We start from the raw sequence: 17,942 nt of genomic DNA, 5'->3' as shown, positions 1-17,942 counted from the left end.
GTTGTTGTTCTTTTTTAAACGCACGCCAAACTAGTTACACCCACATCCGCCACCAGATCTTCCGCCGTTTGCACCCGATGCCGCCTCACGATAAATTTGAAAATTGGTCTCAAAACGCTCCTCTCCCTTTGCCGATAATTGCATCTCGGTGTCATTGACATATACTTTTTCATATTCCTTAACCACCACGCAAGACGAGGAAAGAATAAGCATACAAAAAAGAAAGCCCAATTTTTTCACGTTTATGAGTCTAAGTCGCATTAAAGTTACTCATTACTTTCGAAATGAATACCCTTACTTTTATGTATCTTATTATTGTCATCTACCAATATAGCTTCGATGCCAGCAAGCTGGTCTATCAAAAAAAGTCCAGCTTCTTTGCCCATAATAAAAACAGCGGTAGCCAATGCATCGCAAAATTCGGCACTTACAGCAAAAATAGAGACACTGTTTATCCCTGAAGCAGGCCAACCTGTTCTGGGATCGATGATATGGGTATATTTCTTACCATCGAACAAGACAAACTTCTCATAGTTGCCCGAAGTAGCGACGGAAGATTCTACAATTGGCAGCCAAGAAAAAATCTTTTCTTCACTCAAAGGGTTGGCAATACCAATTAACCATTTTTCGCCTGTAGCCTTGGTTCCCCAAGTCGTAAGGTCACCCCCCGCATTTATAATACCGGCTTCAACTTGCTTAGAAACCATAAGTTCTTTGGCTTTATCGGCAGCATAGCCCTTACCGATGGCCCCAAATGAAATTTTCATTCCCTTTTGCTTTAGAAAAACGGTTGTTTCTTCTGCATTCAAAATAATTTTCTCATACCCAATTTTGGCCACGGAGTTTTGCATTTGTTCTTCAGTCGGCTTCTCTTTCATACTGCCGTCGAATTTCCAGACTTCGTCTAGGGAAGAATAAGAAATGTCAAATGCCCCTTCGGTTATTTCAGAAATTTTCACAGCCCTTTCTATCAACATAAAAAGTTCTTGACTGACCTTTACTGGCTTTATTCCCGCGTTATTGTTTATTAAAGAAGTTTCAGAGTTTGGATCCCAAGCAGATATCAGTTTCTCAATTCTAGAAATTTCGGCCTCCGCCTCGGCGATGTTGATATACCCAACCTCTTCATTATCGGTAACTACAGTTATATCAAAACGGCTTCCCATCAACTCCATCGACTTGTGAACTGTCACAAGTTTTTTGTCCTGCGACTGTAAGGAAATAGTTAAAAAACCAATGATCAAAATAATGGTAACTCTCATTTTAGGAATGAGTTTAATAGTGATATATACTGATCCGGAGAAAGTTTTCGATACCCTGTCTCCCCCAAGACCTTTTCTTTTTCATTTAAAATAACAACTAAAGGAAAGTAACCTTTTGAATTAAAGGTAGCCGCTAGTTTGTTGTTCTGACGGGTTAGTTCAGAACCCAGTCTGTTGGCTTTTTTTCTCGGAAAATCTGCCTTATACAATATGTAATTGTTTTTTGAATACGCTCGAAAGTTTTCGGAACGCCATATTTCCCTATCAAGTTTAATACAGGGAGCGCACCAATCCGACCCTGAAAAAACTAAAAGCAAAGGCTTGTGCTGATTTTTGGCTTGTTCAAGTGCCACTTTATAGTCTTTTTGCCATTCTTGACCCGAGGCCATAATGGAATAAAAAAGAAATAGTAACAATATGCGGTAATTCATGAAATCTAAAATAGCAAAATCAGTGCCCGTTATTCAAAAACACGAAGTATATTATCTGTTACGGCCACATTAAAAATTTTCAATGGTTTCGCCGCCGCACTATCTACTTGATTTAAAGGGTCTCCTGTCTGACTAAAACGAGAACCATGAACTTCACAATGAAAAATACCCCCATCAATGGCAACAAATCGAACCTGATCATAGGCCTCGTGACTACATATTTGGCTTGCAGCAATGAACTCTCCTTCTAGATTTTTGGCTACAACAACATCATTCTTCAAAATAAAATCACCATTATCGACCAATTTGGAACCTTCCGTGGAATTCAAATCAATAGTAAAATCGATATTTGCGGGCACCGGTTTAATCTCGCCGGTAGTTTCATCTTTAGAACACCCTTGTAAACAGGGAAATGTCAAGGCGAAAGCAGCCCCTGCCCCTAAACTTCTGAGAAATTCCTTTCGTTCCATTTCATTCTTTATAGTATAAAAACGCAGGAATCAACGTATTCGTATAAAAAAAGTACCGTATAATTTACCCCATTAAATGAAGTGAACACCCTAACCGTTATAAGAGAAACGCGGTGGGTTCACCGGCTTGTCATATCAGTTTCTAAGTATAGTTAAAAACTCCTTCGGTACTGTTGATTGTAAGTTTTTTAACAGGGCTTTCTTCGACCCTACCAATAATTTGGGCTGCCACCCCAAAATCTTGTGAAATTTGAATCAGATCAGCAGCGATCGACGGATCAACATAGAGCTCAAGTCGATGGCCACAATTAAAAACTTGGTACATCTCCTTCCAATCGGTACCTGACTGTTCTTGTATCAATCTGAACAAGGGGGGAACAGCAAATAAATTATCTTTTACAATATGAAGCTGGTCAATAAAATGCAAAATCTTGGTTTGGGCCCCTCCACTGCAATGCACCATACCATGCACATTTTCAGAGGAATATTTTCCAAGAATTCTCTTCACGATCGGCGCATAGGTACGTGTAGGTGAAAGTACCAATTTACCGGCATCTAAGGGAGAATCAGCAACAGTATCGGTCAATTTCATTTTACCTGAATACACTAATTCCGATGGTACGGATGCATCAAAACTCTCGGGGTATTTAGTGGCTAGATACTTTGAAAAAACGTCGTGTCGCGCGGAAGTCAACCCATTACTGCCCATACCTCCATTATATTCCCTTTCATAAGTGGCCTGACCAAAAGAGGCTAAGCCCACTATAACATCACCTGCCTTTATATTGGAATTATCAATCACATCGGAACGCTTCATTCTCGCAGTTACCGTAGAATCTACAATAATCGTTCGCACCAAATCACCAACATCAGCTGTTTCGCCCCCCGTGGAATGAATCGTTATGCCATGGCCGTGCAAATCTGAAATCAACTCTTCGGTTCCATTGATAATGGCCGAAATAACTTCTGCAGGAATCAAATTTTTATTTCTTCCAATCGTCGAGGAGAGCATGATATTATCAGTAGCGCCCACACAAATCAAATCATCAATATTCATGATCAAGGCGTCTTGGGCCACCCCTTTCCAAACCGAAATATCACCGGTTTCCTTCCAATACATATAAGCTAAAGAAGATTTTGTTCCAGCACCATCGGCATGCATTACCAAACAATAATCACTATCATTAGTCAGGTAATCAGGCACTATTTTACAAAATGCTTTAGGAAAAAGCCCTTTGTCTATATTTTTTATAGCATTGTGTACGTCTTCTTTTGAGGCCGAAACCCCCCTTTGATCATATCTTTTGCTTGCTGACGTACTCATCTTTTGTTATTTTGGGCAAAAATAGAAGATTCAATAAAAAAAGTTAGCATTTTAAAGCCTTTAATTCATCTTCGGCCATCACAATTCCTTAATCGCACATCAAACAGTCCGTTTTGACCTCAGATATTCACTCCTTTGGCTTGGCATAAAGTTTACCTTTCAGCAGCTGAAAAAAGTATTGTCGAATATTTTATTTAATAAACAATAATTCCTGATACTTTGTCAAAGGCCAAGCACTGTCGGCCACAAGTCTCTCCAACTTATCGCAATGATACCTCATATCCTCAAAATAAGGTTTCACGTTGTCACAGTAAGCCGAAGCTTTTTTATTCGTATCAGCAATGGTGTTGGCTTTTTTTCTAGCGTCGGTCATTGCGTCGGTCTTTTGTTTCAGTGTCGATATATGTTCAGCAATTTCTTCGATTATGGTCAATTGGCCATAAGACAATTTTTTATGGGCCGCCCCGTAAACCTCTTTTAGACCCATAACATTTTTAATCAAAAGGTTCTGGTATTCAACCGCCGAAGGTATGATATACCCATAGACCAATTCGCTGAAAACCCTGCCTTCAATCTGAATGTGTAAAATATAGGCTTCCAATTCTACTTCTAGCCGTGCCCTTACCTCTACCTCACTCATCACGTTCATCGACTTGAACAACTCTAAACTTTCGGTCGAAGTCATTATTTGCAATGCCCGCGGTGTAGATATGTTATTACTAAGTTTTCGTTTCTTAGCTTCCTTTTCCCAATCAACACTATAACCATCTCCATCGAAACGAATTCTTTTCGATGTTTTTATGTATTCGCGCAGCACATTGAATATCGCCTCATCTTTCTTTAGATTTTTCTTGTCGATCAGCATATCGACCTCCTTTTTGAAAGCTATTAATTGTTTGGCGACGATTGTATTCATTACAGTCATCGGCTTTGCACAATTTGCCTTTGAACCTACCCCGCGAATCTCAAATTTATTTCCGGTAAAAGCAAAAGGCGATGTTCGGTTACGATCAGTATTATCGAGTAAAATCTCCGGAATTTTACCCACGACATTGAGTTTCAACTCGGTTTTTTCTTCAGGGGATAGCTTTCCTTGAGATACCCCTTCCAATTCATCGAGCACACTACCCAACTGCGTTCCAACAAAAATTGAAATAATTGCCGGAGGGGCTTCATTGGCTCCAAGTCTATGATCATTGCTTGCCGAAGCTATCGATGACCGTAGTAATTCTTCATAAGTGTCTACCGCCTTGATGGAGTTCACAAAAAAAGTAAGGAACTGCAAATTTTTCATGGGTGTCGTACCAGGACTCAATAGGTTCACTCCCGTATCGGTGGCCAATGACCAATTATTGTGTTTTCCCGAACCATTGATACCCGCAAACGGTTTCTCATGAAAAAGTACTTTGAAATCATGCTTATCCGCAATTTTCTCCATAACATCCATAAGCAACAAATTATGGTCTACGGCCAAGTTGGCTTCCTCAAAAACAGGAGCCAATTCAAACTGATTAGGCGCTACCTCATTATGACGGGTCTTTACCGGAATACCCAATTTGGTACATTGTTGTTCCAGGTCACTCATAAAACTCAAAGCCCGCTGAGGAATGACACCAAAGTAGTGATCATCGAGCTGTTGCCCTTTTGCAGCGGAATGACCGACCAACGTTCTTCCCGTCATAAGAATATCGGGGCGGGAATGCGCTAAAGCCTTGTCGATCAAAAAATACTCCTGCTCCCAACCCAAGGTTGCATTTACCTTGGAGACATTTTTATCAAAATATTTCGCCACAGCGGTCGCTGCCTCGTCTACAGCATTCAGCGCACGAAGCAAGGGCGCTTTATTATCAAGGGCCTCTCCCGTGTATGAAACAAAAATGGTAGGTATACAAAGTGTCGTACCATAGATAAAAGCAGGAGAAGTAGGGTCCCAAGCCGTATAGCCCCTCGCCTCAAAAGTATTGCGTATTCCACCGCTAGGAAAACTCGAAGCATCGGGTTCTTGCTGTACCAATTGACCGCCGCCAAATTTTTCGAGGGCTCGACCATCAGGCAAAAGGTCAAAGAAGGCATCATGCTTTTCAGCTGTAGACCCTGTCAAAGGTTGAAACCAATGGGTGTAGTGAGTGGCTCCCTTTGATATCGCCCAACCTTTCATGGCCTCGGCTACTTGATCAGCTATTTTTCTATCGATTTTAGAGCTTGAAAAAACAGCACCCTTTACACTTTCCAGTGCGTCTTTCGTCAAATATTGCAACATACGCTCTTCGTTGAAAACATTTTGAGCAAAAATATCTGATCGTCTTCCCGTCTCTTCAATTGTTATTCTCGGCCTTTTCAAACTCTCCGAAATAGCGCTAAATCGTAACTTGGGCATAGTCTTTATAATTTAAAGCGGCAAAAATACTGATTATGTATTTTATAAAAAAACAATGTTCTATTTATATAACCCTCAAAAAAATAGGGGGATACCACCATAAAATAGAATTTTTTGAGATTTATCCCTTAAAATAATAGCTCCTACCTCAGAAAAGTTATTTTTGTTACGCCATTTTAGAAAATCTTAAAAATTTTGAAAGTTATGAGCAAAATTAAATTAGAATACATTTGGTTGGATGGTTACTTTCCAACACAGAATTTGAGAAGCAAAACCAAAGTAGAAGAGCATGAAGACTTTAAGGGCACCCTTGAAGAACTTGGAAATTGGTCTTTTGACGGTTCTTCAACTCAACAGGCTGAGGGCGGTTCCTCAGATTGCTTATTGGTTCCTGTAGCCATTTTCCCTGATCCCGAACGCACGAACGGATGGTTGGTAATGACTGAAGTTATGAATGCCGATGGAACACCACATGCATCTAATGGAAGAGCTACTATTGATGACGATGACAATGATTTCTGGTTCGGTTTTGAACAAGAATACTTTATTATGGACAACCATACACAGTTACCGTTAGGGTTTCCTGTTGGAGGTTACCCTGCACCACAGGGAATGTATTACTGCTCAGTAGGCGGAAAAAACACCCACGGAAGAGAGTTGGTAGAAGAGCATGCCGATCTTTGTATTGAGGCCGGTCTTAACTTCGAAGGAATAAACCAAGAAGTTGCATGCGGACAGTGGGAGTTTCAATTGTTTGCAAAAGGAGCAAAATTAGCTGGTGACGAATTATGGGTAGCTCGATATTTACTAGACAGACTTACTGAAAAATATGGTTACTATATCGAATATCATCCAAAACCACTTGGAAAAGATATGGACTGGAACGGTTCTGGTATGCACGCCAATTTTTCAAATACGACTTTAAGAACTTGTGGTTCCAAAGAAGTTTATGAAAAAATATGTGAAGCTTTCCGACCTGTCGTTAAAGAGCATATCGCAGTATATGGCGAGTTTAACGACCAGCGTTTAACAGGTTTACACGAGACTGCATCTATAAATGACTTTAGTTATGGTGTCTCTGACAGAGGAGCTTCTATCCGCATCCCTATTATCACAGTAGAAAAAGGCTGGAAAGGTTGGTTGGAAGATCGTAGACCAGCTTCTAACGCCGATCCATACAAAATTGCCGGTAGAATTATCAAGACCGTTAAATCTGCAGAGGTTTAAGCAGCTACGAATTAATTGTTGATTTATACATTTAGCCTATCGCCGTTGACTTCGTCAACGGCGATTTTTTTTCCTAAGAAATTGTTAGATAGATGAATGTGGCGTAAACCACCAAAAGAACAATACCATCGCGCCACCCTAACCGCAACCCTTTCGGAATGAATACCAATGGGAGGACCAAGAAGGAAATGCCCAACATCCAAAAAATATCACTACTCAAAAGTCCCTCATCCATAACGCGAACGGGCGTTATTATGGAAGTTATCCCCAAGACCGCTAGAAGGTTAAAAATATTCGATCCGATAAGATTACCCAGAGAAATTGCTTTCTCCTTCTTAATTACCGCAATCACTGAAGCTGCCAATTCAGGAATACTCGTACCTATAGAAACTACGGTTATCCCTATTACACGCTCACTGACCCCGTAAATGGTTGCCATACCTACTGCACCATTAATAAGCAACTCCGACCCTCCCCAAAGGGAAGTACCGCCAATACCCAAAAACAAAACCGTTTTATACAAGGGCAAAAGCACATCGTCTTCCGGTGCCTCATCAACAACGGCCTGCTTTTGAAAGCGCAAAAGATAGACCAAGAACAGAAAGAGAGCAATTACCATTATTACCCCTTCATATTGTTGAAGTTCACCATCAAAATAAATAAAACCGAAAAATAAAAAAGAAGCCACCATCATCGCCGGCCAATCGGTTGTATAAAAACTTTTGCGAACATCGATACTTCCCAAAAGTACCGTGACCGCCAGAACCAAGCCTAAATTGGCAATATTGGACCCTACCACATTTCCTAAGGCCAAATCAGGAAAACCATCTAAAGCGGCCTGAATACTAACGATAAGTTCAGGAGCCGATGTTGCAAAAGACACAACGGTCATTCCGATAACAATTTTTGGGATATTGAGTCGCAAAGACAAGCCAACTGCGGCCTTAAGCAACCAATTTCCCCCTGCTATCAATAAACTCAGACCTAAAACGATGAAAAGAAGATTTTGCATGGATGGGGATATCGAAAGATTGATGACAAATATAAACTAAGATTTAAACATATTGGCTATCACAATTGCGAAGCCATGGCACAATTCAACTACTAATACCGTTTAATAACTATAAAAATAGTTGTTTAACTAAAAAAATAGTAATAGTTTTGACTTCAAACAGAAGTACCATGCAAAAACTCACCAACAAAGAAGAGGAAATAATGAAAATACTCTGGCGATTGAAAAAAGCCTTTGTAAAAGAAATTAAGGCCGAATTAAAAGGTGACAAACCACATTATAATACGCTTTCTACCATTGTACGCAACCTTGAAGATAAAAAGTACGTTGGCCATGAAGCCTTTGGAAATACACACCAATATTATCCACTGATATCAAAAGACGCTTACAGAAAAAAGTTTATCGATTCGACCATTAGCGATTTTTACGACAACTCTTACAAAAATTTGGTTTCCTTTTTTGCCAAGGAAGAGAAAATATCAGTCGCCGAACTTAAAGAAATTATTGCACTCATTGAAAAGAACGATTAAATGGAAGTCTTCTTAATATACCTTTTAAAGTCGGTAGGGATATTAGCGCTTTTCTTGGGCTGCTATAAACTCTTGCTCCAACAAGAGACTTTTTTTAGCGCCAATCGCATATTCTTGCTATTCGGTATTCTACTATCGGTCTGTCTACCCTATATGAATATCGTGCGCACCATATGGATCGACGTTGTACCCCAAAATAATATTCCGATTACAGGAGATATCCCCATGCCGTACACTATGGTCGAAGAATCCTTTAATTATACAAAGTTTCTTTTAATTATATATGTTATTGGGTTGGGCATCATGCTCCTCCGTTTAATGGTACAATCGTTTTCGATTGCCAACTTGGTATCAAAAGGCCGTACGTCTAAAAAAGGCACTATAAAAATAGTAGAGACGGAGGTCGACGTTTCCCCCTGTTCTTTTTTTAATCGCATCATTTACAATCCGAATAACATAGAAGCAGCTTCACTGCCGGCCATTTTGGCTCATGAAAAGTGCCATGTGCGACAATTTCATTCCATCGATGTATTACTGGCCAATCTTCTTGTAATTTTTCAATGGTTCAATCCATTAGCTTGGTGGTATCGGTCGGTGGTACAACAAAATTTAGAATATCTAGCTGATGCGCAAGCACAGCAAACCGAAATCACGAAAAAGGGTTACCAATATGTATTGCTAAAATCTCAAGTGGGCAATCATCTTTTTTCTCTTGTAAATCCATTTTTTAATTCATCGATCTCATCAATCAAAAAACGAATTGTCATGTTGAAAAAAGAAAAGTCGAATCGAAAAAAGGCATGGAAATACGGCTTAATGCTTCCGCTACTGGCAATCTTTATCATGGTCTTTCAAACCGATACGATTGCCCAAGTTAGGGTTTCAGAACAGCATCCTATTGAAATACCAAGAGCTGAGAATTATTCCATCGGAAAAAATACTTCGGATGCCGAGATAATTGAAATTAAATCGGCCATAGAACAAAAAGGAGGCCAATTCACGTACACCTTAAAAAGGAATGCAAGCGGAGAAATAACCGATCTTCAACTTGAAATAAAAAATAATGGAACCGGACACTTTAAAAGTGATTCACCTTTCGTAAGATGTTATTTCGGCACGCTCCATGAAGGGGGAGTTTATCTGGGAGACAACCGAGAATCTTTCGAAAAATTTAAAAAAAGAATGGAGGAGGCACGAAATGAAAGCGGTGAAACACGTTCTACGCCGATTATTCCCGATTCGATATCAGGCAAGCCTATTGTCACAGGTGTTGCTTCCGATATAAAACCAAGTGCCAAAACGGATGAAATTTCCCAAACGCTTCATAAAGATTCGGTTACGGGAAAGACTACTGGCTATACACTGAAAGTCCCAGGGAAGGAACCTTTAGAAGTTCGATATGGAATGAAAGCACTTGGCCCTACGCTTAATTATGCAGCCCCTGACCATGTCAAAAGCATGAACAACGCTTGGAGTAACAAACTGGCGGTATTAAGGTATGGCCTTAACACTACAAAGAGCAATAGCAAAACATTTCAAAACGATATTACAAAAACGTCTAAGAACCTTCAATCTACTCTAGTCATTCACGATTCTATCACAGGACTTCCCATTGTCACCGGAGTCGCCTCTGGTATAAAATTAGGTGTTCAAGACAAAAGACCTTTGATAATTTTAGATGGAAAGGAAATAACGTACGCTGCACTTAATCTTATATCCCCAAACCAAATCGAAAGTATGAACGTTTGGAAAAGCGCACAGGCATTATCGATGTACGGCGAAAAAGCTGCAGATGGTGCCATAGAGATACATACGAAAAATAGTAAATATAAGCCAGTCACTTACGACAAGGAGCGTTCTGGAGACTTTCCCCATGGCGTTACTATTCGTTCGAACGTTTACAAAGGTGACAATCCACCACTTTATATTATCGATGGCAAGGAGGCCCCTAAGGCAACATTTGAAAAACTTGAACCAACTAATATAAAGGAAATCCGGGTTTTAAAGGGAGAAAAAGCCATTGAAAAGTACGGCCAAAAAGCCAAAAATGGAGCAATCGAAATAGAGACTAAAGTAAATAAATGGAAGGTTGGCTTTGGAAAAGCACCAGCGAATTCTGAAAAAATTTCCTATTCAGATTTTTTTCGTCAAATGCAAAAAGACAATCCGGATGCTGCGAATATTAATCTAAACCGAGCACTTATCATTATAGATGATAAGGAAGCCTCACTCAAGGAATTGGATAAAATAAAAGTTGGCGAAATAAAAGCTGCGATGACTGTTGCAGATGGAAAGGCGGCCATAGCCAAATATGGCAACAAAGCGAAACATGGCGTAATTGTGCTTACTACCAAAAAAGCCAAAAATTAAATTTTCCCGTGGTTCAAATGTGATAAAGCTGATTTTTTTTTTGAATCAATTTTATGCCTTTATCGAATGAAATAATCAAATTCGGTGATTTTTATAATGAAAACTGCCTTACAAATTCAAAAAGACTCAAAAATCACCCTATACATATTTCAATATAAAACATAAAACTACTTTCATGTTTTATATTGAAACTTAACGTAAGGAACCATATTTCATATTAAAATTGATTTCGTTTTTTAAGTTACAATACTGTATTCACTTGTATTGAATTCGACCCAATTATTTGGAGATGATTGATTTAATTTGATATATTGATTGAATAATCGATTAACGAGCAATAGTTGCTCACTCCTCTTCACCGGAGGATTAACCTAAAAACAACACATTAATTATGATGACACTTGCCAAACTCTTGTTGACCCTGCTATTATCGCTGATCATACTATTGGCATAAGTAGTATCATATATAGGCCTATATAAATTAAAAGCCCAGAGGATACCCTCAGGGCTTTATCTTTCTAACTATCTTTATACCAATGAAAAAAGCATTTTTTAAATTTTTAGCCAAGGTGAACAAAGCCTTACTTCCCTCATATTCAAAAAGGAACTTGGATTTGGCCAAAGCTTCTAAATTTCAATTGGCCTTAACAGCATGGCGTTATTTTGTAACCACCCGTGCCTTAGACTAGTACCTCATTAATGATTTTACGGTATGGCCCTGGAGCTTCTCCCTGCCCTTTAAAAACGCTAATTCGATTAAAAAATTAAACTGCACGATTTCTCCCCCCAATTGTTCTACTAATTTACATACAGCCGCTGCGGTACCACCGGTAGCCAGTACATCGTCGTGAACCAATACTCTTTCTCCTTTTAAAATACTGTCGGTGTGAATTTCGAGTATGTCGGTGCCATATTCCAGTCCGTATGAATGACTTATTTTTTCAAAAGGTAGTTTTCCGGGTTTCCGAACAGGTACAAATCCTGCATTGAGCTTATCGGCAAGTAAGGGAGCGAAGAAAAAACCGCGGCTTTCCATTCCAATAACCTTATCTACTTTCGTTTCACCAATCATTTCGAAAAGCATGTTCGATGCTTTGCGCATCGCCGTAGCATCTAGTAATAATGGGGTAATATCTTTAAAAACTACTCCTTTTCGAGGAAAGTCTTCAATATCGCGAATAAAGCTTTTCAAATCCATTTAATAAGCTAAGTATATTTTGCCGTAAATTTAAAAAGAAATATATTTGCACCCCCGTTATATAAAAAGTGGGCTAAAATGATTTCTCGGTGCTGGCATATCTGTTAAAAGAAATGTCGGATTTTATTTTGAATCGGAGCGCCATTTTAGAATAAAAAAATGACATATTGGTCCTGTGGCGCAACTGGATAGCGCATCTGACTACGAATCAGAAGGTTACAAGTTCGAATCTTGTCAGGATCACAACAAAACCTCTTAAAACGCTATGTTTTAGGGGGTTTTTTTATTTCAAACCGTGTTATTTGTCCAATATCTTCCCGACATCATATTAATACCTCACAAAATAGCTCAGATACACAAAAACACAATAAATATTTTTATTTTATAGATATAATTTGTCAATTAATATAAATATTATATTTTTGTGTTATAAAACATAACAATAATTTAAGTTCAGGAAATGAAAAAATTAGAGGATTCGAAAAAACTACAAAACCTTTTAGAAGCATTGGGACTTACGGCAAACGCCCTATCTGTAAAATTGAACTACAAAAGCCATGCATCGATTTATCATGTGTTAGACGGAAAAGCAAGTATCAGCCAGGGGATGATTAACAGGATAGTAAAATCTTATCCAAATGTAAGCTATGACTACTTAGTGCACGGCAGACTTCCGATATTACTTGACGAACACGGCACTATATCTCAGGCGAACAAACTGAACATCCCAATCCAAACAGATACGGATGTATTCAAAATTAAAAGGATATTAGACATACCCGATCAACTTGACAGAATAGAGATGAAATTGGATGAACTTTTAGGAGGAAATAGATAGAAATGAAATCTGATGTTTTACATTTAAACAAAAAAACATAATTAAAACATAATAATTTTTTTTTAACATGAATAATAAATACACAAATTTAAAATTGTTAATTGCCCAATAACAAGGCTTAGATATTTTGTTGCTTTAATTGTTCGATAATATAATCGCTGGCCCGCCACGAAAGTGCCAAGATTGTCCATGTGCAGTTTTTATCCCCTTGAGAAACAAAAGGGCCCGCATCGGTAATAAAAACGTTGTTTGCATCGTGCAGTTGTTGAAACCTATTGGTCACTGAACTCTTGGGGTCATCTCCCATTCGGGTTGTCCCGACCTCGTGAATAATCCTTCCCGGGGCCTCAAGGCCGTAATGGTTTTCTTTCGAGGGCGTCTCACTAATGGGCTCCCCACCCATGTTGTGTATAATCTCTTCAAAGGTGTCTTGCATGTGTTTTGCTTGGTTGATTTCAAAATCAGACCATTTGTAATTGAACTTCAATACCGGAATACCGAATTGGTCGACAGTTGTCGGGTCGATTTCGCAAAAGTTATCTTTACGCGCTATGGCTTCTCCCCTACCGGCCATACCAATGACCGAACCATAGTACTTTTTCACATCTTCCCGAATACTATCTCCGTAACCACCGACCCTCAGGCCAAAAAACTTATTGAATTCATTGTGGTTCATAGCAAAACCATAATTGGGCATTCCCATACCTCCTCCGAGTTCAATATGGTAGCCACGGGGGAAGTTCAATTTTGAATTATCGCCCCACCATGGGGAATATACGTGCATACCATTTACGCCATCCTCGTTATAGGAAACCTTTCGGTTCATCAGTGCTGGGATGAATCCCGCTTTACTAGCTCCCGTAGAATCATGTAGATATTTGCCCACCAAGTCGCTGCTATTACCCAAACCGTTCGGGTGTTGCTTGCTTTTACTGTTTAATAGAATACGCGCCGAACTACAGGCCGAGGCCGCAAGAATGACCACCTTCCCCTTCAATTTATACTCTTTTCTATCATCTTTGCTGATATAGGAAACTCCCGTTGCCCTGCCCTCTTCGTTTGTAGTTACTTCACGCACCACCGAGTTCACAAAAATCTTGACCCTTCCCCCATTTTGCTGGGCGGGGAAAATCAAGCAACTTCCGGATGAAAAATCGGCATAGATAGAACAAGAGCGACCGCACTGCCTGCAATAAAAACATACTCCTCTTTCATTATTAATTCGTTTTGTCAAAATCGACTTTCGGGCAGGAATTACGGGAATACCCGATTTTTGAGCCCCTTTGATATAAAACAATTCATGTAACCTCGGTTTTGGCGGTGGAAGAAAAAAACCGTCGGGATCATCTTCCAGCCCTTCGTTTGTACCAAAAACCCCGATCAATTTATCAACTTTATCGTAATACGGTTTTACGTCATCGTAACCGATGGGCCAATTTTCGCCATGACCATCCCTATCCTTACCCTTAAAATCTTTAGGGCCAAAACGCAATGAAATTCGACCCCAGTGATTGGTACGACCACCCAACATATGCGACCTGAACCAGTCAAATTCAGTGCCCTCTTCACGAGTGTACGGTTCACCTTCAATCTCCCAACCTCCATAGGCCATATCGAATTCACCAAAGGCTCGATCTGTTCTAGCTCCTCTTCGAGGTGATTCATAAGGCCATTTTAACTGGGTCATGGTCTTGGGGTCTTTTGGGTCAAAATATGGACCCGCCTCAACAACTGCCACATTTAAGCCCGCATCGGCCAGCTGTTTGGTCGCCATACCACCACCCGCACCCGAGCCCACAATGATAACATCATACACTTCGGAAGATTCCTTTATCTGCATAGTCTTTACTATTATAAATTAAAACCTAAAAACACCTTGGCTAAAAACCCAAAGGACCTGGGATTAGCAAGATTTCTAGAGATAGGCTTAAACCACACCCTCTCCAATTAACAGTTTCGTAATAATATTGCAGAAAAATAAACAAATTATCGGAACAGAATCTAATTCCATTGCGATATTTACACCAAATCAGTGTACGAAGTAACAATCCAAAATTACCAAAGCAACTCTACAGAAAAATATTTTCAAGTGTACAGTGATGACGCCCAAGTCTGAGACCTTGACCGTTCAAAATCTTTTTAAGAACAGATTTCTTGAATAAATGGGGACTTTAATAGATTTTGGTTCAGCGCAAGTTAATGTGCTATCTTTTTCCAAATACCTTTAAACAGCATTATCGTAAAAAGGCAGATAAAACCAACGACCAAGCCCGTGATAAATTCCCCCAAGATTCCCGGAATTCCATGAAGCCAAGTGTGCAGAAAATCAAGATTATGCACAAAAATACCCCCTGCGACCAAAATCAATGCTATTGTTCCGATTACCGATAAACTTTTAATGACCCATGGCAATGCACCAACGAGCATCTTTCCAAAAAAATCGGACACGCTATTATCCCTTTCGTTCAACCCTATAAGATAAACTCCAAAATCGTCCATCCGAACAATCAATGCCACGATTCCGTAAACTCCCACAGTAGCGACCAAAGCGATAATTGATACCACCAAGATTTGAGTTGCAATCGGCTCGTTCACTACTGTTCCGAGTGCTATAATTACAATTTCAATCGAAAGTATAAAATCGGTTACAATCGCCGATTTGATTTTTTCCTTTTCTAAAATCAATATTTCTTCTTTGGTCATTTTAGGCGCATTGGCTGCAATTACCGAATGCTCATGGGGTACAAAATATTCATAGATTTTCTCGGCACCTTCATATGCCAGATAAAGCCCCCCAAGCACCAAAATCGCAATCACCGCCCATGGTAAAAATGCGCTTAAAAGAAAGGCTATGGGGAGAATGATGACTTTATTAAGCAATGAACCTTTTGAAATGGCCCACAATACCGGAATTTCCCGCGATGCAATAAAACCGGAAGCCTTTTCGGCATTTACCGCCAAATCATCGCCTAAAATACCAGCGGTTTTTTTTCCGGCAATCTTACTCATCGCCCCTACATCGTCCATCAAACTCGCTATATCGTCTAATAATGCAAAAAATCCTGATGCCATAGTATGTCGTTATCTAATTTTAATTGCCGATCAACAGTTTTTTCTTTTTCTTCTTTTTCTTCGAATTTTTTGGTCCATTTTCCTCCGAAAGAACTTTTATTGCCAAAAAACCCAGCTGCAATCCGACCAATACAATTTTAAATTTTCGGCTCTTAACCACTGCCGAAGCTACTCCAATTAATGTTGAAACTTTCATATCCTTTCTATTTTAATTTCAAGGATAAGCTTATTTCTAGCGAAGCATAGACGCAAAAACATCTAATATTGACCCTATGCTAAGCTCTTACCACAAAACACCCCCCATATCTCGAGCAATCACAGAAACTTACAATGCACTACTGGCAGCACCAACGCTTCAAGATTGATGTCAAAATTCCGATAAATTTAAAACATCATCCCATAGAATCAATAGTTTTTATCCATAAAGCATCAATTCGTCAAGAATCAATTGAACGAACCTGAAAACCTGCAGTTGACATAAAAAAAAGCCTTAAAAACTTCACTTCCTACCACTATTATTATTTACGGAACTCCTGCATGTACCTAATCATTTGTATCTTACACAGCAAATTGTGTAAATGGTCTTTAATAGCTGGAATCTTAAAATGTAACACCATTAAAACCCATAACTGTTGATTTCCCTTTGAATACATTGATTGAAATGAAAATCAGACGTACCCGATAAATGAAAAATACGACCAATAAAGACGCCCGTATTGTTATGACCCTTGACGCGGGAGGAACTAATTTCGTTTTCTCGGCCATTCAAGAGAATCGCCCGATAATCGACCCCATACGCCTCGATCCAAATTCGCACGATTTGACCCAATGTCTTGAATCTATCATTACCGGTTTTGAATTGGTAAAAAAGATACTCCCCGCTGTGCCAGCGGCCATAAGCTTTGCTTTTCCCGGACCGGCAGATTATCCTCGAGGTATTATTGGAGACCTTCCCAACCTCCCAGCCTTTCGGGGTGGTGTTGCCCTAGGCCCCATGCTCGAACATCACTTCGACATTCCCGTATACATCAATAATGATGGCAATTTATTTACCTACGGAGAGGCACTTGGTGGCCTGCTCCCCGAATTGAATGAAAACTTAAGGGAAGCCGAAAACCTAAAGCGGTTCAAAAATTTAGTCGGCATCACCTTGGGAACTGGCTTTGGCGTTGGCCTGGTAAGCAATAACCAGTTGATAACCGGAGACAATTCAAATGGTGGCGAGGGTTGGTTGTTACGCGACTTTCTTTGTACCGATTCTTATGTAGAGGAACACCTTAGCCGTGAGGGCATACGCAGAAGTTACGCACTAAAATCGAAATCACCATTGGCAGAAGTTGGCATGCCCGTCGACATATACCATATCGCAAAAGGGAAAGTATCGGGTAATCAAGAAGCGGCGCTGGCCACCTATAACGATTTTGGCACCGTACTTGGCGAAGCGCTAGCGAATTTAATAGCTGTTATCGATGGAGTCGTTGTTCTCGGAGGAGGAGTTTCTGCGGCATTCGATCTTTTTTCACCGGCAATGTTTCAACAAATGAGATCGAAATATATACTTCCCGATGGAAATACCGTGGCCCGCCTGCCCCAACAGGTTTTTAATTTGGAAAATCCAGAGGAAAAGAAAAAACTACTTTTGGGAAACCAAAAAGAAATTGCCATACCCAATACCGATAAAAAGATAACCTATGATTCAATGCTGCGAACGGGAGTGGGCGTATCTAAAAACGATACGGCGGCAATGATAGCCCTTGGAGCTTATGCCTATGCGCTAGAAAAGTTAAGCTTGCAATAGTTATATTTGAAAACCAATAGAAGATATGGATAT

At 39.7% G+C, this 17,942-nt stretch carries 17 protein-coding genes and 1 tRNA gene; 7 read left to right on the top strand and 11 right to left on the bottom strand.

Annotated features, from left to right (window positions below; genetic code table 11):
- Positions 1-30: 30 nt before the first annotated feature.
- The 6 genes from AACZ88_RS08150 to AACZ88_RS08125 form a co-directional block, all read right to left on the bottom strand.
- Positions 31-213, bottom strand: coding sequence for a DUF4266 domain-containing protein (locus tag AACZ88_RS08150; protein ID WP_339709301.1), 183 nt, complete (start codon positions 211-213; stop codon positions 31-33).
- Between the two features lie 53 nt (positions 214-266).
- Positions 267-1,262: an FAD:protein FMN transferase gene (locus AACZ88_RS08145; RefSeq protein ID WP_339708763.1), complete on the bottom strand. Its 996-nt coding sequence runs from the start codon at positions 1,260-1,262 to the stop codon at positions 267-269.
- Positions 1,259-1,693 carry a thioredoxin family protein gene (locus tag AACZ88_RS08140; protein ID WP_339708761.1) on the bottom strand — a complete coding sequence of 145 codons (435 nt, stop codon included), beginning with the start codon at positions 1,691-1,693 and terminating at the stop codon, positions 1,259-1,261. Before AACZ88_RS08140 ends, AACZ88_RS08145 begins: the two co-directional genes overlap by 4 nt.
- A 29-nt stretch (positions 1,694-1,722) precedes the next feature.
- The gene (locus AACZ88_RS08135; RefSeq protein WP_339708759.1) at positions 1,723-2,163 is read right to left on the bottom strand and encodes a Rieske 2Fe-2S domain-containing protein; all 441 of its coding nucleotides are present in this window, start codon (positions 2,161-2,163) and stop codon (positions 1,723-1,725) included.
- 142 nt (positions 2,164-2,305) lie between these two features.
- Entirely contained in the window at positions 2,306-3,487 is a 1,182-nt protein-coding gene (locus tag AACZ88_RS08130) for an AIR synthase related protein (protein WP_339708757.1), read from the bottom strand.
- A 190-nt stretch (positions 3,488-3,677) separates the two neighbouring features.
- The gene (locus tag AACZ88_RS08125) at positions 3,678-5,864 is read right to left on the bottom strand and encodes a glutamine synthetase III (protein ID WP_339708755.1); all 2,187 of its coding nucleotides are present in this window, start codon (positions 5,862-5,864) and stop codon (positions 3,678-3,680) included.
- A 204-nt stretch (positions 5,865-6,068) separates the two neighbouring features.
- Here AACZ88_RS08125 and AACZ88_RS08120 point away from each other — a divergent pair, with 204 nt between their 5' ends.
- Positions 6,069-7,091, top strand: a complete 1,023-nt coding sequence (locus AACZ88_RS08120) for a glutamine synthetase beta-grasp domain-containing protein (RefSeq protein WP_339708753.1) — start codon at positions 6,069-6,071, stop codon at positions 7,089-7,091.
- A gap of 73 nt (positions 7,092-7,164) precedes the next feature.
- On the opposite strand, the gene AACZ88_RS08115 is transcribed toward AACZ88_RS08120, so the two are convergent.
- The gene (locus AACZ88_RS08115) at positions 7,165-8,103 is read right to left on the bottom strand and encodes a calcium/sodium antiporter (protein WP_339708751.1); all 939 of its coding nucleotides are present in this window, start codon (positions 8,101-8,103) and stop codon (positions 7,165-7,167) included.
- A 170-nt stretch (positions 8,104-8,273) separates the two neighbouring features.
- Here AACZ88_RS08115 and AACZ88_RS08110 point away from each other — a divergent pair, with 170 nt between their 5' ends.
- From AACZ88_RS08110 to AACZ88_RS08100, 3 genes are all read left to right on the top strand, one after another.
- Positions 8,274-8,633, top strand: a complete 360-nt coding sequence (locus tag AACZ88_RS08110; protein WP_339708750.1) for a BlaI/MecI/CopY family transcriptional regulator — start codon at positions 8,274-8,276, stop codon at positions 8,631-8,633.
- Positions 8,634-11,003, top strand: coding sequence for a M56 family metallopeptidase (locus tag AACZ88_RS08105; RefSeq protein WP_339708748.1), 2,370 nt, complete (start codon positions 8,634-8,636; stop codon positions 11,001-11,003).
- Between the two features lie 536 nt (positions 11,004-11,539).
- Positions 11,540-11,692 (top strand): SsrA-binding protein, encoded by a 153-nt coding sequence (locus AACZ88_RS08100; protein WP_339708746.1) that lies wholly within the window; start codon positions 11,540-11,542, stop codon positions 11,690-11,692.
- Here AACZ88_RS08100 and AACZ88_RS08095 read toward each other — a convergent pair.
- On the bottom strand, positions 11,689-12,201 hold the full coding sequence (locus AACZ88_RS08095) for an adenine phosphoribosyltransferase (protein ID WP_339708744.1): 513 nt from the start codon (positions 12,199-12,201) through the stop codon (positions 11,689-11,691). The two genes, AACZ88_RS08100 and AACZ88_RS08095, sit on opposite strands and share 4 nt — an antisense overlap.
- 169 nt (positions 12,202-12,370) lie before the next feature.
- On the opposite strand from AACZ88_RS08095, the gene AACZ88_RS08090 reads away from it, so the two are divergent.
- Positions 12,371-12,444: transfer RNA gene (locus AACZ88_RS08090), tRNA-Arg, on the top strand.
- A 217-nt stretch (positions 12,445-12,661) separates the two neighbouring features.
- A complete protein-coding gene (locus AACZ88_RS08085) occupies positions 12,662-13,039 on the top strand; it encodes a hypothetical protein (protein ID WP_339708742.1) in 378 nt (125 codons plus the stop codon).
- Positions 13,040-13,157: 118 nt separating this feature from the next.
- On the opposite strand, the gene AACZ88_RS08080 is transcribed toward AACZ88_RS08085, so the two are convergent.
- The 3 genes from AACZ88_RS08080 to AACZ88_RS08070 all read right to left on the bottom strand — a co-directional run bounded on the left by AACZ88_RS08080 (position 13,158) and on the right by AACZ88_RS08070 (position 16,307).
- A complete protein-coding gene (locus AACZ88_RS08080) occupies positions 13,158-14,879 on the bottom strand; it encodes a GMC family oxidoreductase (protein WP_339708740.1) in 1,722 nt (573 codons plus the stop codon).
- Positions 14,880-15,235: 356 nt separating this feature from the next.
- Positions 15,236-16,111, bottom strand: coding sequence for a DUF808 domain-containing protein (locus AACZ88_RS08075; protein WP_339708738.1), 876 nt, complete (start codon positions 16,109-16,111; stop codon positions 15,236-15,238).
- Between the two features lie 19 nt (positions 16,112-16,130).
- Positions 16,131-16,307 carry a hypothetical protein gene (locus AACZ88_RS08070; RefSeq protein ID WP_339708736.1) on the bottom strand — a complete coding sequence of 59 codons (177 nt, stop codon included), beginning with the start codon at positions 16,305-16,307 and terminating at the stop codon, positions 16,131-16,133.
- 489 nt (positions 16,308-16,796) lie between these two features.
- On the opposite strand from AACZ88_RS08070, the gene AACZ88_RS08065 reads away from it, so the two are divergent.
- On the top strand, positions 16,797-17,909 hold the full coding sequence (locus AACZ88_RS08065) for an ROK family protein (RefSeq protein ID WP_339708734.1): 1,113 nt from the start codon (positions 16,797-16,799) through the stop codon (positions 17,907-17,909).
- Positions 17,910-17,942 lie beyond the last annotated feature (33 nt).

Source organism: uncultured Kriegella sp., assembly GCF_963975415.1.
Lineage (GTDB): Bacteria > Bacteroidota > Bacteroidia > Flavobacteriales > Flavobacteriaceae > Kriegella.
Note: the sequence above shows the minus strand (reverse complement) of the source record. Positions and strands in the feature narration are given on the sequence as shown.